Here is a 25,448-nt window from a genome sequence, read left to right on the forward strand (position 1 = left end):
TTTACCGAAGTACGCCCGTCAATCCCAAGTGCTGGGGGATCAAAAAAACAGTTGCAAAACAGAACAATTGGCATTAACAAACCTAAACGCAGTGGTTTTGTGCAGTTTAGCAAAGACTTTAACGATCTCTAACACTTACTGCACAAAACAAAGTGCCGCTGTTTTTTTGATGTGAGATGGATTTGTGTGGAAGCACATTGCTGGATTGACGAAGCGCTTTGGGTACTTTGGCGCTCCAAAGTACCATGCCCCGTGGCATAGGAGCGAAAGAAAAAAAGCCTATCTGGAGAAATCTGGATAGGCTTTTGCTTTTCCACGATATTTTAAATCCATTATTTAAACGGAAAGAAAAATTACCCTATCTTTCATTTTTCCTAAGCATAAATGAAAAAGATTTTTTCCAATTTAACATTTCAGGTTTTAGTTGCCATTACCATAGGTATTATCGTTGGGGCATATTTTCCGGGTTTTGCGCCAACCGCCAAACTGATCAGTCAGGGTTTTATTAACCTCATCAGCATGTTAATTGCGCCCATTATATTTTTTACCATTGTTTTGGGTATTGCGCACATGGGCGATATGAAAAAAGTAGGCAGAGTAGGAGGAAAGGCCTTATTATATTTCGAAATTGTAAGTACCGTTGCCATTGCCATCGGTTTGCTCGTGGCGAATATCTTAAAACCGGGAGTCGAAATGGTGGCCAAAGCTGGCGATGCTACAAAAATTGCCGGTTATGCCGAACAGGCCAAGGATATGAACTGGGCCGAATTTTTTCTACATATCATTCCACACAATGTAATGGCTGCTTTTGCAGAAGGGAATATCCTGCAGATTTTACTTTTTGCCATTCTTTTTGGTTATGGCCTCAATAAACTGGGCGGCGACGGAACAAGTGTTTTAAATGCCTTTGATAAAATATCGAAAGTGCTTTTCAAAATTATGAAGGTAATTATGCGGCTGGCGCCAATCGGGGCTTTCGGTGGAATGGCATTTAGCATCGGTACACATGGGTTGCAAAGTATTGTGGGCATGGCAAAATTGATGGGATCGGTATATTTAACTTGCATTCTTTTCATTTTTATTGTGCTCAATGGAATCTGCAGATATTACAAGTTCAGTTTATGGGCTTACCTCAAATACATCCGTCAGGAAATTTTAATCGTATTAGGTACTTCATCTTCCGAATCGGCTTTACCCAGTATGATGCAGAAAATGGAAGCAATTGGTTGCGATAAATCGGTTGTAGGTTTGGTGATCCCAACGGGTTATTCATTCAACCTCGATGGTACTGCAATTTACCTGGCCATGTCGGTCATATTTTTATGCCAGGTTTTTAACGTCGATTTATCCCTCGGGCAGCAGATTACAGTTTTAGGCGTACTTATGGTAACCTCTAAAGGTGCCGCAGGCGTAACGGGAAGCGGTTTCATAGTGCTCGTATCCACCTTAACCGCTTTAAAAATTATGCCGATAGAACATATTTCGATATTAATTGGGGTTGACCGTTTTATGAGTGAGGCAAGGGCTATCACCAACGTAATTGGCAACGGTATAGCCACAATCGTAATTGCCAAAAGTGAAAACCAGTTTGATGAAGAGAAGTATTTGAAAGCCATTCAGGCGGAAAAGGAGTAGTTAGTTTTGAGTTTTCCACTCCACTCGTCACCCTGTCCCGAAATTTCGGGTTCAGGGTATTAATAACCAGAAAGATGCTGAAATAAATTCAGCATGACGAACACCTTAAAAGCCTTCTACCATCAACCTTCACGCCTTCAACCTTTTTTCCGTATCTTTGCATCAGAAACATGCACACAGCTTGTTTAATTAATCCATAGCACAGTGGCTCAAGAAGAACAAAATAACCGCAAAGAAAAGAGCGAGTTACACCCACGCAACAAACACCGTTCGCGTTACAATTTCAAACAACTTACCGCAACCTCTAAAGAATTAAAACGTTTCGTATTTAAAAACGAGCATAACGACGATTCTATTGATTTTGCAGATCAGAACGCTGTGAAAGCACTTAACAGGGCTTTGTTGAAATATTTTTACGATATCCAGCAATGGGATATCCCTCAGGATTTTCTTTGTCCGCCTATTCCCGGCAGGGCCGATTATATCCACTATGTTGCAGATTTATTAGGATCGAGCAATAAAGGCAAAAATCCAAAAGGAGCCAAAATTAATGTACTCGATATCGGTGTTGGTGCCAACTGTATTTACCCGATTATCGGTCACCAGGAGTACGGCTGGAACTTTGTAGGTTCAGAAATTGATCCACTTTCGGTTGAATCGGCAAAACGCATCATCGAAGCCAATAAACCATTACAAGGCGCTATAGAAATCCGTCAGCAATCTTCAAAAATGGGAATTTTTAGGGGTATTGTGGGCAGAACAGAACGTTTTGATGCTGTAGTTTGTAATCCACCATTTCATTCTTCGTTAAAAGAGGCTGAGCAGGGTACCCGTCAGAAATGGCGTAACCTTGGTGGAAACGAAAAAGAAGTAAAACACGTATTAAACTTTGGAGGTAACAAGGCTGAACTTTGGTGTCCGGGTGGCGAACGTGCTTTCGTAGAACAGATGATTATCCAGAGTGCACAGATTAAAAACCAGGTTTTATGGTTCAGTTCACTGGTTTCTAAAAGCGCAAACCTGAAAAGTATCTATAACGCTTTGGTTAAAGCAAATGCTTTTGAAGTACGTACTGTTATCATGAGCCAGGGACAAAAAATAAGCCGTTTCGTAGCCTGGACTTTTCAGGATGAAAAAGCGCAGGACGAATGGGTAAAAGGATGGAAGGCTTAGGTTTGGAGTCCTGAGTCTGTAGTCCTGAGTCTTTAGTCGACGGCTCTCAAGGTACTGTCATTTTGAGTGGAGCGAAGCCGAGAATCTGTCTCGAGGTAGATTTCTCCGTTCCGTTCGAGATGATGGTTTTTTATAGGACGCTCTCTTTGAAAATTAGAATTTGCTATTTGATCATTGTAATTGGTGATTAAAAATCATCATTTCTTTTTGCGTTAGTCGGGATTTGCAATCCCGATTCCAGAGCTAAGGATTTCCAATCCTTTTGAGTAGATTACAAATCCAAAGATAAACATTGCCTGACCAATCTTAATCCGTTCTCGCTCCAAAAATATATCCGGCTAAGGCCGTTACCACCATTGCAACTGTTCCCCAGAAACAGATTCTGATTACAGCTTTAATCACGTTCGAACCGCCCGCCTTTGCCGCAATTGCACCCGATAAAGCTAAAAATACTATGGCAAAACCATATTGATAAAAAACCATCGATTTTATCGGGGCAAAAAAAGCAACCAGAAAAGGTAAAATACCCCCGCTGATAAAAGATGCACCAGATGCAAAAGCTGCCTGGAGAGGTTTTGGCTGTGTAATTTCATTAATGCCCAGTTCTTCCCGTGCATGTGCAGCTAAAGCATCTTTCCGGGTAAGCTGTACCGCTACCTGCATGGCCAGATCTTTATCCAGGCCCTGGGCCACATATATTTTAGCGAGCTCTTTCAGCTCTACCTCGGGCATGGTTTGGAGCTCAATTTTTTCACGTGCCAGGTCTGCTTTTTCAATGTCGGCCTGTGAGCTTACCGAAACATATTCGCCTGCAGCCATAGATAATGAGCCAGCTACTAAACCGGCCAAAGCTGCCAATACTATAGGACTTCTCGTATCGCTCGCAGCAGCAATACCAATTACCAAACTGGTTGTAGAAATAATACCATCGTTAGCACCAAGTACAGCGGCCCTTAGCCAGCCTGTTCTATTGGTATAATGCTTTTCTAGTTCCATTTTGGTTATGTATTCTCTATCTTTTGTTAGTATGGGCAGAGTCGGAGATTTTTATCCTCCTAATATCATCATTTCTTTTCATAAACAATCATAATCACCAGATCATTGCCTGCATCTGGTGCAATACCATGCGAGCTGCCCGGGCGGGTTAAAATCGCATCACCAGGTTTAACGGCGAATGTTTTTCCATTCATTTGCATGGTTCCGTTTCCACTGATCACATAGTAAATTTCATCTTCTTTTTGCAAGTGATAACCGATTGATGAGCCTGGTTTCAAAATCCGTTTCCTAAAGGCTGTTTTCAGGTTTTTAGCGTTGGCGAAAAAATTAAAACCAATCGTTTTACCTCCCCCATTGTGTGTTCCACCCTCTTCTTTGGCTACTTCAACATCGTTTTGAAGCATGTATTTACTCGTGTCCGAGCTTTGAGCACTGGCCTTTACAGAAATAAAAGCACTTGCAATAATGGTTGCTATTAATAAATTTTTTTTCATCGTGATGGTTCATTTAACTTTTATTAGTCTTTAGTCTGTCCGTTTTGGTCTTAGTAATTTAATGTTGCATCTCGATACTCTAGTCTTAATACTCCAATCTCGATACTCTAATCTTGATACTCCAGTCTTACATCTTGCTACTCCAATCTCGATACTCCAGTCTTGATACTCCAATCTTACATCTTGATACTCCAGTCTTGATACTCCAATCCTTTCCACACTAAAGTAACAAATCCTTACATTTTCGTGAAAAAAGGCGCTAAATAATATGCTTTTGGGTTTGACTTTACACTCAATAATATTAGCTTTGCACAAAAAAATATTGATACATGAGCGTTTTAGTAAATAAAGATTCTAAGGTTATCGTTCAGGGTTTTACCGGAAACGAAGGAACTTACCACGCTGAGCAGATGCTGGCCTATGGTACAAACGTAGTAGGTGGTGTAACGCCTGGCAAAGGTGGGCAATTGCATTTAGAAAAGCCTGTTTTTAACACTGTTAAAGATGCTGTTGATCAAACAGGTGCAAATGTATCTATCATTTTTGTGCCACCTGCTTTTGCTGCTGATGCAATTATGGAAGCTGCAGAAGGTGGTATTAAAGTTATTGTTTGTATTACCGAAGGTATCCCTACAAAGGATATGATTCAGGTTAAAGAATATATTGCTGATCGTGATGTTACGCTTATCGGCCCTAACTGCCCTGGTGTAATTACTGCTGATGAAGCTAAAATTGGTATCATGCCAGGTTTTATCTTCAAAAAAGGTCATGTAGGTGTAGTTTCTAAATCAGGAACTTTAACTTATGAGGCTGTTGATCAGGTAGTTAAAGCTGGCTTGGGTATTACTACTGCTATCGGTATCGGTGGCGACCCGATTATCGGAACACCTACTGTAGAAGCGGTTAAATTATTAATGAACGACCCTGAAACCCACGGTATCATCATGATTGGTGAAATTGGTGGTGGCATGGAAGCTGAAGCAGCGCGCTGGATCAAAGAACACGGTACTAAACCTGTTGTTGGTTTCATCGCTGGTCAAACTGCGCCTCCGGGACGTAGAATGGGCCACGCTGGTGCTATTGTTGGTGGTGCTGATGATACCGCTGCTGCTAAAATGAAAATCATGCGCGAGTGTGGTATCCGTGTAGTAGAAAGCCCTGCTGAAATCGGTGCTGCAATGGCAGAAGAATTAGCAAAATAAGATTTTTAAAATCTCTTTATAGAAAAGCGTTTCGATTAAGTTCGAAGCGCTTTTTTTTGTGGTCTGCTTTTTAATCGCAAGACGCAAAGAATCCAAAGATTTTGTTTTGGCCTACGCTGATTAACCACAAAGACACAAAGGCACAAAGGTTTGTTTTTGATTACTTTCAAAGATTTCCTAGTCGTATTTTTCACCATAGCCGTCACCCTGAATTTATTTCAGGGTCTATTATGCCGAGGCAATGGGTTAAAACCATCCCGCGTTGTTTCTCTCTCCTCTGGATGAGGAACAGCACAAAGTCAGATGCCCATAGTCGTCACCCTGAATTTATTTCAGGGTCTATTATGCCGAGGCAATGGGTTAAAACCACTCCACATTGTTTCCCTCTCCTCCAGGAGAGGGATAGCAAAAAAGAACAAAAACCGCAACCTTTNCTCCACATTGTTTCCCTCTCCTCCAGGAGAGGGATAGCAAAAAAGAACAAAAACCGCAACCTTTGTCAGGGTGAGGTAAAACCCCTAAACCAGCGAACCAAAACCTAATCTAAACCGTATATTGATATATGAAAACGATGTTAAATAAACTATTTTTGATTTCTGCTGTTGTTTTAATTACAGGGCTTTCCGCCTGCGCTCAAAAGCAGGATAAAGAAGCTGCAAAACAACCGAAGGAAACAGAACAAATCATACCAAAGAAGAAAATGAACTGGAATCCATTAACACCCGAAGAAGAAAGAGTAATTGTAAATAAAGGTACCGAATATCCGGGTACAGGTAAATACGAACATACAACAGATAAGGGTACTTATACCTGCAAACGTTGTAATGCTGCACTATACCGTTCCGAAAGTAAGTTTGATGCACATTGCGGATGGCCTGCTTTCGACGACGAAATCAAAGGTGCGGTAAAACGTATTCCTGATGCCGATGGATCGCGTACAGAAATTGTTTGCGCCAACTGTGGCGCGCATCTTGGTCACGTATTTTTAGGCGAAGGATTTACCAATAAAGACACCCGTCATTGTGTAAATTCAATCTCTATGAATTTCGTGCCGGATCAAAAATAAGGTGGGTATAGTAGGGTTAGGTAGAGGCGTACGGCGGAAAGCTGTACGCCTTTTTTAATTCACAAAATTGAGCTGTTTTTCCACAAATTATTGATTATAAACTAAATGCTTATATTTGCAGGCTCGATAAAGAAAATTTAGCCTATGAAGTATCTTCTGTTATTAAGTTTTTGTTTTCTGTTTCTGCAGGTCAAAGCACAAAATCCCGATCAGTCAAATGAGCCGGATAGTATCAAAAAAACAGTTCTCGCTACTTATTATCACAGAAAATTCGAAGGCCGCCGCACCACCAGCGGCGCCAAATACCGGGCAAAAAAACTCACTGCAGCCCACCGCTCTTTACCAATGGGCACCCTGGTTACCGTAACTAATCCCGACAACGGAAAATCGGTTGTGGTAAAGGTGAACGACCGGGGTCCGTATTCCAAAAAACTCGCTATTGATTTATCAGAACGTGCCGCAAAACAGATTGGTATTTTCCGTAAAGGAATAGCTAAAGTTAACCTGAGTTACACCGTCGAGTAGTACTCCTTTTGGCTCTATTTCAGGCCTGTTACACCCCTAAAATTTAAGTTATTAACACTCATTTTTGTTTGTTAAACCCTTGAAAAGAAACGATTAGCTTTTTTTTCGCTCGAAAATGATATTTGGCTGATCGTTTTTACCCAGCAAACGGGCCGGGTGTTAACAACTTTGGTACACTAAAAAGGGCCACCGTATATATATTTGTTATAACAAAGTTCTTTAACTTCTTGCGACTGGAAACAAATATAAAAGCTTAATTTTTAGTAGTTTATACATACAACATCCCGATTGTAATTTTAAATTTTCCTAACTAAAAATTCAGTTGTTCGTCAGGCAAAAGGGTTAGCACTTTCACAACAGGTTTTGATAAAAGACATTACAATCATCATATAAAATTGATGGATGCGTGTCTTCGTCGGCTCTGTTAAAAAAAATAGAATTAAAAATATCAGCGTATGGAACAGGAATTATTACTACAAGAAAACAAAGACAGATTTGTGCTTTTGCCGATTAAGTACCCGGCAATCTGGGAAATGTATAAAAAGACCGAAGCTAGTTTTTGGACGGCAGAAGAAATCGATCTTTCTGACGACCAGAAGCACTGGGATAATTTAAATGATGGCGAAAGACATTTTATTTCGCACATCCTTGCTTTCTTTTCTGCTAGTGATGGTATTGTGAACGAAAACCTTGCCGTAAACTTCATGAGTGAGGTGCAGTTGCCTGAGGCACGTTGTTTTTATGGTTTCCAGATTATGATGGAAAACATCCATGCCGAAACCTACGCTTTATTAATCGATACTTATATTAAAGATCCTGAAGAAAAAGACCGTTTGTTCCACGCTATCGATACTGTACCTGCAGTAAAAAGAAAAGCAGAATGGGCTTTACGCTGGATCGAAAACGGAACTTTTGCAGAGCGTTTAGTGGCATTTGCTGCGGTTGAAGGTATTTTCTTCAGCGGAAGTTTCTGTTCTATCTTCTGGTTAAAGAAACGCGGTTTAATGCCGGGATTAACCTTCAGTAACGAGCTGATTTCGAGGGATGAAGGCTCACACTGCGAATTTGCCTGCCTGTTATACAGCATGTTAAGCAATAAATTAAGCGAAGAACAGGTACATTCAATCATCAGCGATGCTGTAGAAATCGAAAAAGAATTTATTACCGATGCATTACCGGTTGCTTTAATTGGTATGAATGCAAAATTAATGAGCCAGTATATCGAATTCGTGGCCGACAGGTGGTTACAGGAACTGGGTTACAAAAAAATATACAATGCAACCAATCCATTCGATTTTATGGAAATGATTTCATTACAGGGTAAAACCAATTTCTTCGAAAAACGTGTTGGCGATTATCAAAAAAGCGGTGTATTAACCTCTGCAGATAATAACAAACAGGCGTTCTCTTTAGATGAAGACTTTTAAGGTAGAAAGATAAGAGGTAGAGGGCAGAAGGTTTAATCTAGTTACTTGCTACTCAAGTCTTGATACTCATTAAATAAATAACAAAAACTACAAAAGTGATGATTAAGTCTTGATACTTGATACTCACGACTTAATATAAAACTTAAATCTCATAAAATATGTTCGTACTAAAAAGAGATGGCCGCAAAGAAGCGGTGCAATTTGACAAAATCACAGCCCGTATTCAGAAGTTGTGCTATAGTTTAAATTCAGACCTTGTAGACCCGATTGATGTGGCCAAGAAGGTAATCGAAGGTTTATATGATGGGGTAACTACATCAGAGCTGGATAACCTTGCGGCAGAAACGGCGGCATCGTTAACAACCAAGCACCCTGATTATGCTTTGCTTGCATCGCGTATCGCGGTTTCCAACCTGCATAAAAACACCACTAAATCATTCTCGGGTACGATGAAAATGTTGTACGAATATTTCGACCCGAAAGCGCAGAAAGCAGCTCCGCTTATCGCTGATGATGTTTATGAGATCATAGAAAAAAATAAGGATATTTTAGATAGCTCTATCATTTACGACCGCGATTTCGGTTTCGATTATTTCGGTTTTAAAACTTTAGAAAAATCTTACCTTTTAAAAGTTAACGGTCAGATTGTAGAGCGTCCGCAACATTTGTTTATGCGTGTTTCGGTTGGTATCCACAAAGAAGATATCGAAAGTGCAATCAAAACCTATAACTTAATGAGCGAGCGTTGGTTTACACATGCTACACCAACATTGTTCAACGCAGCTACACCAAAACCTCAAATGTCTTCATGTTTCCTGTTAACCATGCAGGATGACAGCATCGAGGGTATTTACGATACTTTAAAGCAAACGGCTAAAATTTCGCAGAGTGCAGGCGGTATTGGTTTAAGTATCCACAACATTCGCGCAACAGGTTCTTACATTGGTGGTACAAATGGTACAAGTAACGGTATTATCCCGATGTTACGCGTATTTAACGATACTGCCCGTTACGTAGATCAGGGTGGAGGTAAACGTAAAGGTGCCTTTGCCATTTATTTAGAACCTTGGCATGCCGATGTTTTCGAATTCTTAGATCTTCGTAAAAACCACGGTAAAGAAGAAATGCGTGCACGCGATTTGTTCTATGCCCTTTGGATTAACGATTTGTTTATGCAACGCGTTAAAGATAATGGCGACTGGACCTTATTCTGCCCGCATGAAGCACCAGGTTTGGCCGATTGTTTCGGTAAAGAATTTGAAGAACTTTATACCAAATACGAAGCTGAAGGCCGTGGACGTAGAACCGTTAAAGCTCAGGAACTTTGGTTTGCCATCTTAGATTCGCAAATCGAAACCGGTACACCTTATATGTTGTTTAAAGATGCAGCAAACAGCAAATCTAACCAGCAGAACTTAGGCACCATTAAAAGCTCTAACCTGTGTACCGAAATTATTGAGTATACCTCTAAAGATGAAGTTGCCGTTTGTAATTTAGCTTCGCTGGCATTGCCACGTTTCGTAATCAACGGTGCTTTCGATCACCAGAAATTATATGATGTAACTTATCAGGCTACTTTAAACCTGAACAAGATCATCGATCATAACTATTACCCTGTTCAGGAAGCTGAAAACTCAAACATGCGTCACCGTCCGGTTGGTTTAGGTGTGCAGGGTTTGGCTGATGCCTTTATTTTATTGCGTTTACCTTTCGAAAGTGATGAGGCTAAACGTTTAAATAAAGACATTTTCGAAACGATTTATTTTGCTTCGATGACAGCTTCTCACGATTTAGCTGTGAAACATGGTCCTTACCAAACTTTTAAAGGTTCTCCTTTATCTAAAGGTAAATTCCAGTTCGATTTATGGAATGTTACACCAGATAGTGGCCGTTGGGACTGGAATGCATTACGCAAAAAAGTGGTTAAAGATGGTGTATATAACTCTTTATTGGTTGCACCTATGCCAACTGCATCTACTTCGCAGATTTTGGGTAATAACGAATGTTTCGAGCCATATACCTCTAACATTTACACCCGCCGTGTATTAAGTGGAGAGTTTGTAGTGGTAAACAAACACTTATTGAAAGATTTAGTGGCCCTTGGTTTATGGAACAACGATATGAAAAACCAGATCATATTGGCTAACGGTTCAATCCAAGCTATTGATGCGATTCCTGATTATATCAAAGAATTGTACAAAACTGTTTGGGAGATCAAGATGCGTAACATCATCGATATGGCTGCCGATCGTGGTGCCTATATCTGCCAGTCGCAATCATTAAACCTGTTTGTAAATGCACCGAACACTTCAAAATTAACTTCAATGCACTTTTATGCATGGGAAAAAGGTTTGAAAACCGGTATGTATTACCTACGTACCCAGGCAGCTTCTCAGGCCGTTAAATTTACGGTAGAGAATCAGGGCGGTAAAGCCATCGAAGCAGTTATCCCTGCTGAAATGACACAAGATCAGGTTGCAGAAGAAATCGTTGACGGACCAGTTTGTTCAATGGAAGAAGGTTGCATTAGCTGTTCTGGTTAAGCTTAAAGATTAAAGGAGAAAGACCAAAGCGAAAAGCCTGCATCATCTCGTCATTGCGAGCCACGAAGCAATCTTAAAGCAATAGTTGTTCTTCTCATCATAAAGCAATAAAATAGATAAGGTTTTGGGCAAACGCTCAAAACCTTATTTTTTGTTTATATTTTTGTATAGTTCAGTCGTTCATCAGTCATTTGTTTGTTGGTTCTGCAAGATGCCTAAGTGATTTAACTAATGACTAATGAACGAATGACCAGTGAACCATTGAATGAATGAACAGCACTTTAAAACATAGCAAACACGAAATCATTCCCTGCGAAAGATGCGGAACGGCTATTGAGTGCAAGGCAAATTCTTATACCAAGTGTCAATGTAGCGTAGTGCAGCTGAGCATTAACGAAGTACAGTACATTTCCGAACTCTACGATGGTTGCCTGTGCGCCAAATGCCTGTTTGAGCTACAGCAGGAATATAGAGATGAAATTGGGGCTTAATCTTTGTATTTTCGTGCCTTTGTGGTAAAATCATCTGAAAAGCAGGTTCCTGTACCTTTCCGTTGGTTCCAGTCCCGCTTTCCCTTCTGCCCGATAAAAAAATCGGGGGCATCCGTCCAATCGGGTTTATTATATGCAGGTACCGTGCTTTTTTGAAAGGTTTTTAGTTCTGCCAAAATCTAAATATTGTCTCCCAATCAGGTCAATTCCATAGGTCTAAAAAAGGACAACTTTTGCCTATTAACTGTTAATTATACAATTAAAATTTCTGCAGATCTTGGTCAAGATTCAAAAGGCCATTTTTCGGCGTTTATAAGCGTTCAGGTAAATAAAACCTAAAAATGTCATCTGCAGTTCGTATTCCTTAAATCGTTTAGCTTAGCACTTGTTTTAGGTCTTAAAACCGATAAAAAATAGTTTAAAAATAAGTGTTAAATCTGGTAACAATGCATACAATTTGATGTCAATGTAGTGCTTGATAAATGGTTTATCAAGTTAAAAAACAGAAAAATACAAAACGTTATGGAAGCGCTCATTTCTAATTACTGGTGGGTTTTAGTGGCACTGTTGTGCGTAGTTTTATACAAATATATTTTACGTTTCTTATTCGGGATGGTGATCGTACCCGAAGACAGGATCGGTTTGATTACCAAAAAATTCGTGCTCTTCGGTTCAGCAAAAGAACTGCCCGACGGAAGGATCATCGCCATCCGGGGAGAAGCTGGTTTCCAGGGAAAAACCTTGGCGCCGGGATTGTATTTCGGAATGTGGTTTTGGCAGTATAGTGTAACCATGGAACAGTTTACCATTATTCCGGAAGGAAAAATAGGGCTCATTATGGCCAAAGACGGATCAGAAATCCCAACGGGAAATATCCTCGGACAAAAGGTAGAATCTGATAACTTTCAGGATGCGGTGAAGTTTCTCGAAAACGGCGGTCAGCGGGGAAGGCAAACGGCTTACATTACATCCGGTTCATACCGTATCAATACCATGCTCTTTCAGGTGTCGGTAACTGATATGATCCGCATTCAGGAAAGCATGGTGGGCATTGTAACCACATTGGATGGTTTACCAATCGAAGCCAACCAGATTGCCGGTAAAATGGTTGAGGGGCACAACAATTTCCAGGATTTTGATGCTTTTATCAAACTGGGCGGTAACCGTGGTCTGCAACCGCAGGTAATTCTGGCAGGTTCTTACAACCTCAACCCCTGGGCAGTTCAGCTGGAAGAAATCCCGATGATGGAAATTGCCATTGGTTATGTGGGAGTGGTGATTTCGTTTATCGGTCAGGAAGGGAGCGATTTAACCGGAGCAGACTTTAAACACGGTAATATTGTGGGCAAAGGATCTAAAGGTGTTTGGTTAGAACCACTTGGACCGGGTAAATATCCGATTAACAAGTATATTATGAAGGTAGAACTGGTGCCTACAACCAACCTGGTGCTCAACTGGGCATCGGCAAGGAGTGAGGCACACAACCTGGATAAAAACTTATCTACCATTACCGTACGTTCGAGAGATGGTTTCCCGTTTAACCTGGATGTGGCGCAGATTATCCACGTGCCTACAACAGAAGCCCCAAAAGTAATTGCCCGTTTTGGTAATATGGTCAATCTCGTTTCGCAGGTTTTAGAACCAACAATCGGTAACTATTTCCGTAACTCGGCACAGGGCAGTGATGTAATTGCTTTTTTGAGTACCCGTAAAGAACGTCAGGAATCGGCTAAAGAACACATCCGTAAAGTGCTTGATGAGTATAATGTGAACGCAGTTGACACGCTGATCGGTGACATTGTTCCGCCAGAGTCGTTAATGAAAACCTTAACTGACCGTAAAATCGCGGAGGAACAGAAAATCACCTACGATACGCAGAAACAGGCGCAGGAAACGCGTCAGGGGATGGAGAAAGAAACGGCCATTGCCGATATGCAAAAGGATATTGTAAAGGCGCAACAGAGTGTAGAGATTGCCGAACGTACCGCAAGTGCAACGGTGAAAAAATCGGAAGGTGATGCTGCAGGTGTAAAACTGGCGGTAGGAGCAGAGGCCGAAGCCACAAAAATGAGGGCCCATGCCGAAGCAGAAGCAACCAAAGCAAGGGCACAGGCGGATTCGGAAGCGATTAAACTGCGTGCATCAGCGGAGGCAGAACAGATTTCGTTAACCGGTAGTGCCGAAGCAGGTAAAATTTTGGCTGTAGGTAAATCAACTGCTGAGGCTTACGAACTTGCAGTTAAAGCTTTGGGTGGCGAAAACTTTACCCGTTATAAAATCACCGAAGAACTATCAAAAGGCAATGTAAAACTGATCCCTGATGTGCTTATTGGTGGCAATGGCGGTAATCACGGCGGCTCAGCAATGGACGGCTTACTTGGGCTTAAATTAATGGAATTAATGGATCCCGAAAAACGTAAAGAAGTGGTTGCCGTTGCAGAAATTGTAGAAACAAAACCAAAACCTAAAAAGGATAATATTAATCCATAATAGATTTTAATTAATTGTAAGGCCTCAGCGTAAGTTGGGGCTTTTTGTTTTGCTGTTGTTTATTCTTAACCCGCATTATCGTCATTTCGAGCGGAGTGCAACGAAGCCGAGAAATCTGTCTCGAGATAGATCTCTCCGCTCCACTGCGTTTCGGTCGAGATGACGACCCTTTTTGTCTTTATACCTTAAACCTTTTTAGTAACTTTGCAGCCAAATTTAGAATGATAGAATTTTGAATGATAGAATTTTGAATGATTGATTTTTGAATGACTGAGTTTTGAATGATTGAATAGCTACAAGTTAAGCACTCTTTCATTTAAACATGCTCTCATTTAAACATTCTCTCATTTAAACATTCTATCATTCAATCATTCCCTCATTCTCTCATTTCAAAAATATGAAGAAAGTTAATGTTGGCCTGGTGCAGATGAGCTGTACTAAAGATAAGCAGGAAAATTTAGATAAAGCGATTGCGAAAATAAGAGAAGCAGCAGCAAAAGGTGCACAGATTGTATGTTTGCAGGAGCTTTTTACTTCGCTGTATTTCTGCGATGTTGAAGATTATGATAATTTTGATCTGGCAGAAGCTATTCCAGGTCCATCAACTGATGCATTGCAGGTTGTAGCCAAAGAATTGGGTGTGGTAATTATAGCTTCCCTTTTCGAAAAACGTGCTGAAGGTTTGTATCACAATACAACTGCAGTTTTAGATGCCGATGGTTCATATTTGGGTAAATACCGCAAAATGCATATTCCTGATGACCCCGCTTTTTACGAAAAATTCTATTTCACGCCAGGCGATTTGGGTTACAAAGTTTTCCAGACTAAGTTCGCAAAAATCGGCATTTTAATTTGTTGGGATCAATGGTATCCTGAAGCTTCACGCATCACGGCTTTAATGGGGGCTGACATTCTCTTCTATCCAACTGCAATAGGCTGGGCAACCGATCAGGATGAGGAAACCAACCAGGATCAATATAATGCGTGGCAAACCATTCAGCGCTCACATGCAGTGGCAAATGGAGTGCCTGTGGTAAGTGTAAACCGTGTAGGTTTTGAGCAGGATGGTGCCATGAAATTCTGGGGAGGTAGTTTTGCTACCAACGGACAGGGCAAAATACTTTATTTAGGCTCGCACGATCAGGAAGAAACCGAAGTGGTTGAACTGGATTTATCAGAATCTGATTTCTTCCGTAAGCACTGGCCTTTTTTAAGGGACAGAAGGATCGATTCTTATCAGCCGATTACAAAAAGATATATTGACGGCGATTAAAAAAAGGTCAGATGTCAGATGTCCGAAGACGGAAGTCAAAGGGCATACCTACAGGGCGAATAAGATTTAGATGATTTGGATTTAAGTAAGAAAATCTCAAAGGTTTGGATTGAACATTAAGAAGTTGTAATTTGTATAGTCTATTTCTAAGAAATTATAACTTCAGATATCGGACATCTGACTTTCGGACTTTATTATGGCATTCAAATTTGAAAAACTTAAAGTTTGGCAAAAGGCTTTAGACTTAGCCGATGAGATCGATAAAATGACAAAAACTTTTCCTAAGGATGAAGTTTATGTTTTAACGTCGCAAGCGAAACGTGCTGCCGATTCAATATCAATGAATATTGCTGAAGGAAGTACAGGCCAAAGTAATCCTGAATTTAAAAGATTTTTAGGTTATGCTTTAAGGTCAAATATTGAAGTTGTGAATTGTTTACATCTTGCGATAAGAAGAAATTATATAACAGAAGAAATTTTTCAGAAACACTATAAATCGTGCGAGGAGATTTTGGTTATGATTTCAGCTTTAATCAAATCGCTGAATTGATTCAAAGGTCAGAAGACTGAAGTCAGATGATATTAGGACTATAGTTAAAACACTAAATCATCTGACACCCGACTTTCAGACTTTAAATAACACACTAAATCATCCGACTTCGGACACCCGACTTTCGGACTTTAAATAACACACTAACCTTCCGACTTCGGACCTCCGACTTCGGACTTAAAAATTATGTCAAACTTTCCTCCAAGAAAAGATTTAAATATCAATCAGTTCGATTACTCGCCAAAGCAGCAAGGTTATGCTTTTCCTGCCGAATGGGCTAAACATGAGGCAACCTGGTTAAGCTGGCCGCATAAGGAGGCATCATGGCCGGGTAAAATCGAGACTATTTATGAGCCTTATTGCCAGTTTATAAAAGCGGTAACCGAAGGTGAAAAAGTACGCATTAATGTGAAAGATGAGGAAATGAAAGCTTTTGCCATTGCTGAATTAACAAAAGTTAATGCCGATTTAAGTCAGGTTGAGTTTTATTTCAACCAAACCAACGATGCCTGGTGCCGCGACCATGGTCCAGCATTTGTACTTAAAGGGAACGAAAAAGCAGTGGTAGATTGGGGCTACAATGCATGGGGTGGTAAATATCCTCCATTCGACCTTGATGATGTAGTGCCGACAAAAATTGCCAAACATTTCGATCTGCCTTTATTTGCACCTGATATTGTAATGGAAGGTGGTTCGGTAGAATTTAATGGTGCCGGAACAGTTTTAACCACTACAGCTTGTTTGTTGAACGAAAACCGTAATCCGCATTTAACAAAAGAACAAATTGAGCAATATTTGCTGGAGTATTACGGACAGGATCAGGTTTTATGGTTGGGCGATGGTATTGTTGGCGATGATACAGATGGCCATATTGATGATATTACCCGTTTCGTAAATGAAGATACCGTTTTAACCGTTGTAGAAAGTAATCCTCTGGATGAAAACTATGCGCTGTTACAGGAAAACCTCGAAGCGTTGAAAGCAATGAAACTGAAGGACGGCAGAGCATTAAACATTATTGAATTGACAATGCCATCACCGGTAATTTATGACGATACCCGTTTGCCGGCATCTTACGCTAACTTTTACATTGCCAATGCAGCAGTAATTGTTCCGGTTTTTGACGATGTGAACGACCAAAAAGCTTTGGATATTATTCAGGGCTGTTTTCCGGATCGCAAGGTGATCGGTATCAATTCAGTAGATATTATCTGGGGACTGGGTAGTTTCCATTGTTTAAGTCAGCAGGAACCGGCTGTTTAGTCGTTAGTCAACAGTTTACATTCCACCAGACTGTCATCCTGAGCCTGTTGAAGGATTTTCGATAAGCTCAACTTGAGAATTTTAGCAAGAATATTTTTAGTAACTTTATGTTTCTGAAGATCTTTATGGCTAGAATACATAATTATTTTGTCTACATCTTAGAATGTGCTGATAAAAGTTATTATTTTGGTGTAACAAATGATTTGGAGATCAGGCTTTCGCAACATAATAATGGAGAAAATATTCGCGCTTATACTTTTTCAAGGCGACCGGTCATTTTAAAATATTACCAACGATTTGACCAGATAGAAGATGCTATTGATTTCGAAAAGCAGGTTAAAGGTTGGAGTAGAAAGAAAAAAGAAGCTTTATTCAAAGAAGATTGGGAAGAAATTGTAAGATTATCAAATTATAAAAATAAATAATAGATTCGGTCTTCGACAAGCTCAGACTGACAAACAATAAAATAACGAATGAAATTACTAGAAGGAAAAACAGCCTTAATTACAGGTGCATCAAAAGGGATCGGCCGTAAAATAGCTGAGAAATTTGCCGAGCAGGGCGCTAATGTAGCTTTTACATATTTATCATCAGTAGAAAAAGGGGAGGCTTTAGAGCAGGAATTACAAAGCTTCGGGACAAAAGTTAAAGGTTACCGTTCTGATGCTTCTAAATTTGCTGAAGCAGAGCAATTGATCAACGATATTGTTGCCGAATTTGGTACCATTGATATTGTAGTAAACAATGCAGGTATTACAAAGGATGGTTTGTTGATGCGCATGAGTGAAGAAAACTGGGACGATGTGATCAACATCAACCTGAAATCGATCTTCAATGTAACTAAAGCTGCTTCTAAAGTGATGATGAAAGCCCGTAAAGGTGTGTTTATCAACATGAGTTCAGTTGTGGGCGTTACTGGTAATGCTGGTCAGGCCAACTATGCGGCTTCGAAAGCCGGTATTATTGGTTTTACAAAATCGGTGGCTAAAGAGTTGGGTTCGAGAAATATCCGTGCCAATGTAGTAGCTCCGGGTTTTATCCGTACCGAAATGACCGAAGTTTTAGATCCAAAAGTAGTTGAAGGCTGGGAAAAGGACATTCCTTTAAAACGTGCCGGAGAAACAGAAGATATCGCTAATGTTTGCGTGTTTTTAGCTTCTGATATGAGCGCTTACGTAACCGGACAAACTTTGTCTGTTTGTGGCGGGATGCTGTAAGAGAGGTTGAAGGCGGAAGGTTTAAGGTGGAGGGCTTTTTCCAGCCACATAAAAGCATTAAAGAAGTCAAGTTTTTAAAACTTGACTTCTTTTGTTACCAAATATCGTCCTTTAACTTCCTTAATTTCTGCAGGATATTTATTCTTCTCAAAAGCCAAATATCCGGCCTGTAACGATTTCCAAAAGTTTGCCTGAGCAGGAAATTGAGCAATGTACTTTTTCATATTTCCATCCGTCATTTTGAAAGGATAAATATTTACCGGAATCTTCTCCTGACCTGCGTTCCGGGCTTCAACGCCTAAAACATATACTTCCTTAATTTTTTCATCCGTTAAAGGGATGCAGCCTACGGTTACACAATTGCCATGGATGTAAATATCGCTTCCCGGTTTTCTGTCTTTTCCCGTCCGGGCGTAATCTACTGTATTTGGGTAATTCACACCTAATGACAAATGAAAATTACTCATCGGGTTAAAAACGTTCACGTAATAAAATCCTTCTGGTGTTTGTCCGTCTCCTTCAAATACCTTCGGACCAATGGTGCCAGAATGCGCACAGAAATCGTACGTTCTGAATAAAGAATAGGTTTTTGCTGAATTATTCTTTAACCAGATTTCGAGCTTGCCTTCTGTTTTATAAGCATTGATTACCATCGAAAACTGATCGCCGTAACCACCTGACAGAACGAATTTTTTTAAGGTTTCCCATTTCTCATTATATGCCTTTTCTACCCTTTCAAATTTAATCTGGGTGGCTTTAAAATTATTTTGAGCATTTACCATAAGACTCAAGGATAGCAAAAATGTTAAACAGGTTAATTTCATAAAGATTGATTTGGTTAAAACTAGCGAATTTATACTAATATTTAATCTTCAACATGTAACATGGCAAGTGCAAAGCGTTTGGCGCATGGCGTTGATTGGCAAAATGCCTATAGCCATCAACTATCAAGCTATTAACCTGGGCAATTTGAACGAACCAATGACCAATGACGAATGAACCAATTAACAACTTATTTAGCGCTAAGCGTTTGGCGCATGGCGTTGATTGGCAGAATGCCTATAGCCATCAACTATTAAACCATCAACCTGGGCAATTTGAACGAACCAATGACCAATTAACAAAAGGCCTTGAAAATTTCCCTAAAATTACCATCTTTATGAATTATGACTGGTTTTTTTTCGGGTACTTCTATTTTGTCTTTTCTGGGTTGCCTGGCTTTGGGTGTGCTATATGCCTGGTTACTTTATCGTGGTAATAAAAATCTTGATAAAAAACTTCAGTACGGTTTAACTGCATTGCGCATTATTGTGGTTACTACCATTGCCTGGTTAATATTTGCGCCGCTGATTAAAACCTTAAATTATACTTTGGATAAACCTGTCATCATTATCGGGCAGGATAATTCCTTATCTGTTGCACAGGTTAAAGCCGCAGGTTTCGATCAAAAGTTATACGAACAAAACCTTAAAAACTTACAGGATAAACTGGCTGATAAATATGAAGTAAAAACACTTCATTTTGGCGATCGGGTTGCTGATGGTTTCGATTTTAAAAATCAGGGAAAATTAACCGATGCAGCTGCCTTTTTTCAAAAAGTGAGGGATGAATATACCAACCGGAATGTTGGCGCTATTATTTTAGCCACGGATGGTATTTTTAACCACGGTGGAAATCCACTTTACAGCATCAACCAGATCAATGCACCTGTTTACACCATTGCCCTGGGTGATAGTATCCCCAAACGTGATGCGCTGATTTCGAATGTCAATTACAATAATATTGTGTACCTGGATGATGATTTTACAATCGAAGTTCAGGTTCAGGCCTTCCAGAGTGACGGAGAAACCACTGCTCTAACAGTAAGCCAGAATGGTGCGAAAATAGAACAGCAGAATATAGCTGTCAAGGGAAGTTCTTTTGTTAAAACGGTTCCGGTAAAAATTCATGCGGGCAAAATTGGTGTTCAAAAATATAACGTTCAGCTGGGTGTTTTACCAAATGAAATTACAACAAGAAATAACGTACAGACTTTCTATGTTGAGGTTATTGACGGACGACAGAAAGTATTGTTAGCTGCAGCTGCTCCGCATCCTGATTTGAGCGTATTAAAAGAGGCCATTTCACTCAATAAACATTACGAAGCTAAACTTGCACTCGCGGATGATTTAAACGCAACAGATCCCTCCAAATTTGATTTGATTGTATTGTATCAATTGCCCGATGTTCAGAACCTGTCAACTGCTTTTCTCAAGAAGTTGACAGGCTTAAAAAAACCGATCTGGTATATTTTAGGTGGACAGAGCAATGTAAATGCTTTTAACCAGATCCAGAATCAAGTAAATTTAAGCTCCGCCAATGGTTCTGTTCAGGAAGTATATGCTGATTTTGCAAATGGATTTACAAGTTTCAACCTTAGTGAAGAAGATAAAAAGCAATTTTCGGCCTTCGATCCGTTATTAAGCCCATTTGGAAGGCTGACTGTAAATGCTGGCGCCACACCGGTTTTTAACCAGCGTATAGGCAAAGTAAGCACACAACAGCCATTGTTATTTTTTGCAAACGAAAATGGTACAAAAACAGGTTATCTGATGGGAGAGGGGCTGTGGCGCTGGAAACTTTCGGAAGCAGAAAATGAAAGTAACAAATCAGTTTTAAACGACCTGATTTCAAAAACAGTTCAATATTTATCTGTTAAAGATGATAAGCGGAGGTTTAAGGTTTTTACTTCTAAATCGGCTTATGATGAGAATGAAACCATCCAGTTTAACGGCACGCTTTATAATGATAGTTATCAGCCTGTAAATGAAGCAGAGGTTAAACTTCAGGTAAAAAATGAAGCCGGAAAAGTATTTAATTACATCTTTTCTAAAACGGAAAACCGCTATCAGCTGGATGCCGGAACGATGCCTGCCGGTAATTATTCTTATCTGGCCAATACCGAACTTGGAGGAAAGAAATTTACCGCAGCAGGAAGTTTTTATGTCAATGCGCTGATTGCAGAATATCAGCAAACCACTGCCAATCACCAGCTTTTAAATAACATTTCCAAACAGAGCAACGGCAAACTCTTTATGCCCGAAAACCTGCTTATAATAGCCGATGAAATTGCCAAAAACGAAAATATTAAAACCATCAGCTACGAAGACCGAAAATACGACGAATTGATTAATATGAAATGGTTGTTTGGTTTAGTGCTGATTTTACTGGGTACAGAGTGGTTTTTAAGAAAACGCAATGGCGAATTGTAATGTAAAATGTAAGGAGGTAAGATGGATGATGTAACCAATTTCCTCCCCTTTTTCCATGATCCCTCTTCCATTTTCCATTCTTAGTTCGGTGTGCCGTCAGATGTTACCATCTGACGGTCAGACTATCTTTCGAATTAACATCTTGTCTTAGATTAATTTCGAAAACGTAAGTAGGTAACACCTTCATCAGAAAGAGTTGAATTTATACAGATATGGGATTAAGAAACAGAAACCTATTTCTAGACAAAAAATGTTTTTTCGTAACTACCAGTTGCTATAAACATTTGAAACTTCTCGAAGTTGATTCTTGCAAATTAATAATTGCCAATAGTTTAAATTTTATCGCCTTAAAATACAAAATTTCAATCCTTGGATATGTAATCATGCCTAATCACCTTCATATTTTATTGTATTTTACTGATGAAAACAAATTATCGGATAGCATGCGTGATTTGAAAAAGTTTTGTGCTTTTGAAATCAGAAAATATTTAGAATCTGTTCAGAGTTCATTACTACATTTGGTCAGGGTTGAAAATGATAAGCAAATTTTTAAAGTTTGGGAAGATAGGTTTGATGATGTCTGGATAGGTAATAAGGAGCTTCTCGAAATTAAGCTGGAATATATTCATCAAAATCCACTACAATCTCATTGGAATTTGAGCCAATGTCCCGAAGATTATAAATATAGTAGTGCCCTATTTTATCTAGGCAGTTCAGAAAATATTGTGAGACTAACTGATTATAGAGATATTTTCGACTGATAATCCTTAATCACTGAATGTTCAGCGAGATGTTCTCATCTGACTAATAAATTATCTATAAATTGGGAAATAATCGATAGTACTCAAGAAATTGAAAGTGTCAGATGGTAACATCTGACATCACTGAGTTGTGGAATTAATGCCATTCGTCGCGGTAAACAAACTTAGGCATGTGCCACTCAAAGCGGATAGAAAGTAACCTAAGCGTTAATCCCACAACTGCGGCTGAAATGGTCGCCAGCATTTCACTTCCTTTAAAATGTTCTACACCGATATAAACGGCACCGGTAACAATTGCGGCACTGGCATAAATCTCTTTTCTAAACAGAAATGGAACTTCATTACAGAGTACATCGCGCAACACACCACCCGCACAGCCTGTAATCATTCCGCTAAAAAGTACGATTAAATAAGGCAAATGAATTTCCTGCGCAACCTGACAGCCAATAATGGTAAAAACCACCAATCCTAAAGCATCCAGGTACAGGAACAGTTTTTTAAGTTTGGTCATAATGGAGGCTATAAATGCTGCCAGTAATGCTGCTACCGCGGTAATCACTAAATATTCGGGATGTTCTACCCAGCTCATCGGATAATGGCCGAATAATACATTCCGAACCGTACCGCCACCTAGAGCTGTTACCCAGGCGATAATACAAACACCTACCCAATCCATATCTCTCCGGCCTGCAGAAAGTGCTGCTGTCATGGCTTCAGCAGTTATGGCGATGATGTAGAGGATGTGGAGCATTGGATGGCTAACTGTTTGAATTGCTTAATCGGTTAACTGTTAAGGGATTGTTCCATAGTTTGATTGTTGAACTGTCAACTCCAAACTGTCAACTGCTAATTGAGAACTGTCAACTAAAAACTAATCCTTCTTCTCTTCCTGGATAATCACAAAAACATCTTCATTATCTTTTTTCATGAAGTATTTTTCGCGGGCAAATTTTTCAGCTGTGTTCAGGTTGGTATTCAGTTCGTTAAGATCTTTTTTAACCTGGGCGGTTTCTTTTTCGAAATATTCTTTTTCTTCCTGCAATTTATTGGCCTGACTGCGGTACTCGTACTGCGACATCATATCGTTTTTGTCGAAAAATAGCATCCACAGCGCAAAAGCGACAGTAGCAAGGAAATATTTATTGCGGAAAAGATCTATTAAACGTTTCATATTTTTCTAAAGAGAAAAGGTCGTCATTGCGAGGTACGAAGCAATCTCAAAAAAAGGGGCTTTTAGCCATGCTATTGCAGTAAGATTGCTTCGTACCTCGCAATGACGTAAATGTAAATAAAAACATCCGAAGATTTAAAATCTCCGGATGTTCTCCAAATAAGTTTTTCAACTTGTTAACACTATAGCATTGGGTTTAAACCCAATGCTATGAATTATTTTTTAGCGTATTTGAATTTTGAACCGATGAAACGTGCATTTTCACCTAATTCTTCTTCAATACGTAATAATTGGTTGTATTTTGCAATCCTGTCTGAACGTGATGCAGAACCTGTTTTAATCTGTCCGCAGTTTAATGCAACAGCTAAATCAGCAATCGTAACATCTTCAGTTTCGCCAGAACGGTGACTCATTACTGAAGTATAACCACTGTTTTGAGCTAAAGTTACCGCATTGATGGTTTCAGTTAAAGAACCGATCTGGTTTACTTTTACCAAAATTGAGTTAGCAGTAGCTTCATCAATACCACGTTGTAAACGCGTAACGTTGGTTACAAATAAATCATCACCAACCAATTGTACATGGTCGCCGATTTTATCGGTTAAGCTTTTCCAGCCAGTCCAGTCGTTTTCATCCATACCATCTTCAATAGAGATAATCGGATATTTTGCAGAAAGATCAGCTAAATATTGTGCCTGTTCTTCACTAGAGCGAATTACTCCGGTAGCACCTTCAAATTTGGTATAATCATATTTGCCATCTTTGTAGAATTCAGATGAAGCACAGTCTAAAGCTAAACAGATTTGTGAACCTGGTTTATAACCCGCAGTTTCAATTGCTTTTAATACCGTTTCAATGGCATCCTCAGTACCATCAAAAGTTGGTGCAAAACCACCTTCATCACCTACTGCAGTAGATAAACCCCTGTCGTGAAGAATTTTTTTCAAGCTATGGAAAACTTCAGTACCCCAACGTAAAGCCTCTGAGAAAGAAGGAGCGCCAACCGGCATAATCATAAATTCCTGGAAAGCGATAGGCGCATCAGAGTGAGAACCACCGTTGATGATGTTCATCATCGGAATTGGTAAAGTGTTAGCGTTAACACCACCAATGTAACGGTATAAAGGTTGACCAATTTCATCAGCAGCAGCTTTAGCAGCAGCTAAAGAAACACCTAAAATAGCGTTAGCACCTAAGTTACCTTTGTTTTCGGTACCATCAAGGTCTAACATGATTTTATCAATTGTATTTTGCTCAAAAACATCAATACCTCTTAATACATCAGCAATTTTAGTATTTACATTTTCTACAGCTTTTAAAACACCTTTACCTAAATATGTAGATTTATCACCATCACGTAATTCAACAGCCTCATATTGCCCGGTAGATGCACCACTTGGTACAGCTGCACGGCCAAAAGCGCCTGCCTCTGTTACAACTTCTACTTCTACTGTTGGATTGCCTCTCGAATCGAGAATCTGTCTGGCATGGACATTAACGATTATGCTCATTTTTATTTAATTTTTTGTTGATTTTTTAACCTGCTTAGTGTACAAAGTACAATTACTAAGTGCAACATCAAAGTTAGTATATTTTTTAAATAAATAAAGCGTTTTAAGGGTTAATGTTACGATAGTTGTTTGAGTTAACCGATGGTTAATTTTAAGTTAATATTAGTGGTGAATCCTTGCGCTGCATGAGATCATTAGAGACTTGGTTACACTATTGCCTTTTTGAAAAGCAATTGCAGTATTACATCGATTGGGGTTGGCCCCGCTTTTCATTTCAAGTCCTCATTCGTACCTCATTCCGGGCTTTTCATTTCAATCGGGTTTAAATTACTTAGGTTCTGTAATTTATAGGAAACTATGCCTGAAAGTGCCGTCCTTTAGATTTGTTTTGATCTTAATTTAAGGAGTA

Annotated in this window: 23 protein-coding genes; 16 read left to right on the forward strand and 7 right to left on the reverse strand. The window is 39.6% G+C overall.

The features are described 5' to 3' along the window. Window positions 1-384 precede the first annotated feature (384 nt). Together dctA and rlmF are read left to right on the forward strand one after the other, a co-directional pair. On the forward strand, window positions 385-1,635 hold the full coding sequence (gene dctA / locus DRW42_RS21920; protein ID WP_113951009.1) for a C4-dicarboxylate transporter DctA: 1,251 nt from the start codon (window positions 385-387) through the stop codon (window positions 1,633-1,635). Window positions 1,636-1,839: 204 nt separating this feature from the next. Continuing rightward, a complete protein-coding gene (gene rlmF / locus DRW42_RS21925; protein ID WP_113951015.1) occupies window positions 1,840-2,808 on the forward strand; it encodes a 23S rRNA (adenine(1618)-N(6))-methyltransferase RlmF in 969 nt (322 codons plus the stop codon). 306 nt (window positions 2,809-3,114) lie between these two features. On the opposite strand, the gene DRW42_RS21930 is transcribed toward rlmF, so the two are convergent. Together DRW42_RS21930 and DRW42_RS21935 are read right to left on the reverse strand one after the other, a co-directional pair. Further along, window positions 3,115-3,804 carry a VIT1/CCC1 transporter family protein gene (locus DRW42_RS21930; RefSeq protein ID WP_113951016.1) on the reverse strand — a complete coding sequence of 230 codons (690 nt, stop codon included), beginning with the start codon at window positions 3,802-3,804 and terminating at the stop codon, window positions 3,115-3,117. Between the two features lie 68 nt (window positions 3,805-3,872). Continuing rightward, window positions 3,873-4,298 (reverse strand): cupin domain-containing protein, encoded by a 426-nt coding sequence (locus DRW42_RS21935; RefSeq protein ID WP_113951017.1) that lies wholly within the window; start codon window positions 4,296-4,298, stop codon window positions 3,873-3,875. Between the two features lie 329 nt (window positions 4,299-4,627). On the opposite strand from DRW42_RS21935, the gene sucD reads away from it, so the two are divergent. The 6 genes from sucD (at window position 4,628) to DRW42_RS21965 (ending at window position 11,552) form a co-directional block, all read left to right on the forward strand. Further along, window positions 4,628-5,500: a succinate--CoA ligase subunit alpha gene (sucD, locus tag DRW42_RS21940; RefSeq protein ID WP_090501663.1), complete on the forward strand. Its 873-nt coding sequence runs from the start codon at window positions 4,628-4,630 to the stop codon at window positions 5,498-5,500. A 562-nt stretch (window positions 5,501-6,062) separates the two neighbouring features. Beyond that, window positions 6,063-6,566 (forward strand): methionine-R-sulfoxide reductase, encoded by a 504-nt coding sequence (locus tag DRW42_RS21945; RefSeq protein ID WP_113951018.1) that lies wholly within the window; start codon window positions 6,063-6,065, stop codon window positions 6,564-6,566. 144 nt (window positions 6,567-6,710) lie between these two features. Beyond that, window positions 6,711-7,091: a septal ring lytic transglycosylase RlpA family protein gene (locus tag DRW42_RS21950; RefSeq protein WP_113951019.1), complete on the forward strand. Its 381-nt coding sequence runs from the start codon at window positions 6,711-6,713 to the stop codon at window positions 7,089-7,091. Window positions 7,092-7,546: 455 nt separating this feature from the next. Then, window positions 7,547-8,518 (forward strand): ribonucleoside-diphosphate reductase small subunit, encoded by a 972-nt coding sequence (locus DRW42_RS21955; protein ID WP_113951020.1) that lies wholly within the window; start codon window positions 7,547-7,549, stop codon window positions 8,516-8,518. A gap of 158 nt (window positions 8,519-8,676) precedes the next feature. Next, complete coding sequence (locus DRW42_RS21960) at window positions 8,677-11,061, forward strand: ribonucleoside-diphosphate reductase subunit alpha (protein ID WP_113951021.1); 2,385 nt, start codon at window positions 8,677-8,679, stop codon at window positions 11,059-11,061. 269 nt (window positions 11,062-11,330) lie between these two features. After that, window positions 11,331-11,552: a cysteine-rich CWC family protein gene (locus tag DRW42_RS21965; RefSeq protein WP_113951022.1), complete on the forward strand. Its 222-nt coding sequence runs from the start codon at window positions 11,331-11,333 to the stop codon at window positions 11,550-11,552. On the opposite strand, the gene DRW42_RS21970 is transcribed toward DRW42_RS21965, so the two are convergent. Further along, window positions 11,549-11,728: a hypothetical protein gene (locus DRW42_RS21970; RefSeq protein WP_113951023.1), complete on the reverse strand. Its 180-nt coding sequence runs from the start codon at window positions 11,726-11,728 to the stop codon at window positions 11,549-11,551. The two genes, DRW42_RS21965 and DRW42_RS21970, sit on opposite strands and share 4 nt — an antisense overlap. Window positions 11,729-12,074: 346 nt before the next feature. On the opposite strand from DRW42_RS21970, the gene DRW42_RS21975 reads away from it, so the two are divergent. The 6 genes from DRW42_RS21975 (at window position 12,075) to fabG (ending at window position 18,345) form a co-directional block, all read left to right on the forward strand. Next, window positions 12,075-14,042, forward strand: coding sequence for an SPFH domain-containing protein (locus tag DRW42_RS21975; protein ID WP_113951024.1), 1,968 nt, complete (start codon window positions 12,075-12,077; stop codon window positions 14,040-14,042). A gap of 397 nt (window positions 14,043-14,439) precedes the next feature. Next, window positions 14,440-15,315 carry a carbon-nitrogen hydrolase gene (locus tag DRW42_RS21980; RefSeq protein WP_113951025.1) on the forward strand — a complete coding sequence of 292 codons (876 nt, stop codon included), beginning with the start codon at window positions 14,440-14,442 and terminating at the stop codon, window positions 15,313-15,315. A 196-nt stretch (window positions 15,316-15,511) separates the two neighbouring features. Continuing rightward, window positions 15,512-15,865, forward strand: coding sequence for a four helix bundle protein (locus DRW42_RS21985; RefSeq protein WP_113951026.1), 354 nt, complete (start codon window positions 15,512-15,514; stop codon window positions 15,863-15,865). Window positions 15,866-16,051: 186 nt separating this feature from the next. After that, window positions 16,052-17,128, forward strand: a complete 1,077-nt coding sequence (locus tag DRW42_RS21990; RefSeq protein WP_113951027.1) for an agmatine deiminase family protein — start codon at window positions 16,052-16,054, stop codon at window positions 17,126-17,128. A 125-nt stretch (window positions 17,129-17,253) separates the two neighbouring features. Further along, window positions 17,254-17,553: a GIY-YIG nuclease family protein gene (locus DRW42_RS21995; protein WP_244215347.1), complete on the forward strand. Its 300-nt coding sequence runs from the start codon at window positions 17,254-17,256 to the stop codon at window positions 17,551-17,553. 48 nt (window positions 17,554-17,601) lie between these two features. After that, a complete protein-coding gene (gene fabG / locus DRW42_RS22000; RefSeq protein WP_113951028.1) occupies window positions 17,602-18,345 on the forward strand; it encodes a 3-oxoacyl-[acyl-carrier-protein] reductase in 744 nt (247 codons plus the stop codon). Window positions 18,346-18,419: 74 nt separating this feature from the next. On the opposite strand, the gene DRW42_RS22005 is transcribed toward fabG, so the two are convergent. Further along, window positions 18,420-19,127, reverse strand: coding sequence for a L,D-transpeptidase family protein (locus tag DRW42_RS22005; RefSeq protein ID WP_244215348.1), 708 nt, complete (start codon window positions 19,125-19,127; stop codon window positions 18,420-18,422). Window positions 19,128-19,511: 384 nt separating this feature from the next. Here DRW42_RS22005 and DRW42_RS22010 point away from each other — a divergent pair, with 384 nt between their 5' ends. Both DRW42_RS22010 and DRW42_RS22015 read left to right on the forward strand, forming a co-directional pair. After that, the gene (locus DRW42_RS22010) at window positions 19,512-21,596 is read left to right on the forward strand and encodes a hypothetical protein (protein WP_113951030.1); all 2,085 of its coding nucleotides are present in this window, start codon (window positions 19,512-19,514) and stop codon (window positions 21,594-21,596) included. Window positions 21,597-21,808: 212 nt separating this feature from the next. Further along, window positions 21,809-22,357, forward strand: a complete 549-nt coding sequence (locus tag DRW42_RS22015; RefSeq protein WP_113951031.1) for an REP-associated tyrosine transposase — start codon at window positions 21,809-21,811, stop codon at window positions 22,355-22,357. 136 nt (window positions 22,358-22,493) lie between these two features. Here DRW42_RS22015 and DRW42_RS22020 read toward each other — a convergent pair whose 3' ends face one another. The 3 genes from DRW42_RS22020 to eno all read right to left on the reverse strand — a co-directional run bounded on the left by DRW42_RS22020 (window position 22,494) and on the right by eno (window position 25,039). Continuing rightward, window positions 22,494-23,108 (reverse strand): trimeric intracellular cation channel family protein, encoded by a 615-nt coding sequence (locus DRW42_RS22020; RefSeq protein ID WP_113951032.1) that lies wholly within the window; start codon window positions 23,106-23,108, stop codon window positions 22,494-22,496. 120 nt (window positions 23,109-23,228) lie between these two features. Beyond that, entirely contained in the window at window positions 23,229-23,528 is a 300-nt protein-coding gene (locus DRW42_RS22025) for an FtsB family cell division protein (protein ID WP_113951033.1), read from the reverse strand. A 215-nt stretch (window positions 23,529-23,743) separates the two neighbouring features. Next, the gene (eno, locus tag DRW42_RS22030; RefSeq protein WP_113951034.1) at window positions 23,744-25,039 is read right to left on the reverse strand and encodes a phosphopyruvate hydratase; all 1,296 of its coding nucleotides are present in this window, start codon (window positions 25,037-25,039) and stop codon (window positions 23,744-23,746) included. Window positions 25,040-25,448: the final 409 nt, after the last annotated feature.

The sequence above is a fragment of the Pedobacter miscanthi genome (genome assembly GCF_003315595.1).
Classification (GTDB): domain Bacteria; phylum Bacteroidota; class Bacteroidia; order Sphingobacteriales; family Sphingobacteriaceae; genus Pedobacter; species Pedobacter miscanthi.

Bases quoted from the DNA above. Each gene is read 5' to 3' on its own strand.
- DRW42_RS21980 (WP_113951025.1), top strand. From the start codon at position 14,440: ATGAAGAAAGTTAATGTTGGCCTGGTGCAGATGAGCTGTACTAAAGAT.
- DRW42_RS21950 (WP_113951019.1), top strand. From the start codon at position 6,711: ATGAAGTATCTTCTGTTATTAAGTTTTTGTTTTCTGTTTCTGCAGGTC.
- DRW42_RS21975 (WP_113951024.1), top strand. From the start codon at position 12,075: ATGGAAGCGCTCATTTCTAATTACTGGTGGGTTTTAGTGGCACTGTTG.
- DRW42_RS21995 (WP_244215347.1), top strand. From the start codon at position 17,254: ATGGCTAGAATACATAATTATTTTGTCTACATCTTAGAATGTGCTGAT.
- DRW42_RS21955 (WP_113951020.1), top strand. From the start codon at position 7,547: ATGGAACAGGAATTATTACTACAAGAAAACAAAGACAGATTTGTGCTT.
- DRW42_RS21960 (WP_113951021.1), top strand. From the start codon at position 8,677: ATGTTCGTACTAAAAAGAGATGGCCGCAAAGAAGCGGTGCAATTTGAC.
- DRW42_RS22025 (WP_113951033.1), bottom strand. From the start codon at position 23,528: ATGAAACGTTTAATAGATCTTTTCCGCAATAAATATTTCCTTGCTACT.
- fabG (WP_113951028.1), top strand. From the start codon at position 17,602: ATGAAATTACTAGAAGGAAAAACAGCCTTAATTACAGGTGCATCAAAA.
- DRW42_RS22015 (WP_113951031.1), top strand. From the start codon at position 21,809: ATGGGATTAAGAAACAGAAACCTATTTCTAGACAAAAAATGTTTTTTC.
- eno (WP_113951034.1), bottom strand. From the start codon at position 25,039: ATGAGCATAATCGTTAATGTCCATGCCAGACAGATTCTCGATTCGAGA.
- DRW42_RS21945 (WP_113951018.1), top strand. From the start codon at position 6,063: ATGAAAACGATGTTAAATAAACTATTTTTGATTTCTGCTGTTGTTTTA.
- DRW42_RS21990 (WP_113951027.1), top strand. From the start codon at position 16,052: ATGTCAAACTTTCCTCCAAGAAAAGATTTAAATATCAATCAGTTCGAT.
- DRW42_RS21985 (WP_113951026.1), top strand. From the start codon at position 15,512: ATGGCATTCAAATTTGAAAAACTTAAAGTTTGGCAAAAGGCTTTAGAC.
- DRW42_RS21930 (WP_113951016.1), bottom strand. From the start codon at position 3,804: ATGGAACTAGAAAAGCATTATACCAATAGAACAGGCTGGCTAAGGGCC.
- dctA (WP_113951009.1), top strand. From the start codon at position 385: ATGAAAAAGATTTTTTCCAATTTAACATTTCAGGTTTTAGTTGCCATT.
- DRW42_RS22005 (WP_244215348.1), bottom strand. From the start codon at position 19,127: ATGGTAAATGCTCAAAATAATTTTAAAGCCACCCAGATTAAATTTGAA.
- DRW42_RS21935 (WP_113951017.1), bottom strand. From the start codon at position 4,298: ATGAAAAAAAATTTATTAATAGCAACCATTATTGCAAGTGCTTTTATT.
- DRW42_RS22010 (WP_113951030.1), top strand. From the start codon at position 19,512: ATGACTGGTTTTTTTTCGGGTACTTCTATTTTGTCTTTTCTGGGTTGC.
- DRW42_RS21965 (WP_113951022.1), top strand. From the start codon at position 11,331: ATGAACAGCACTTTAAAACATAGCAAACACGAAATCATTCCCTGCGAA.
- sucD (WP_090501663.1), top strand. From the start codon at position 4,628: ATGAGCGTTTTAGTAAATAAAGATTCTAAGGTTATCGTTCAGGGTTTT.
- DRW42_RS22020 (WP_113951032.1), bottom strand. From the start codon at position 23,108: ATGCTCCACATCCTCTACATCATCGCCATAACTGCTGAAGCCATGACA.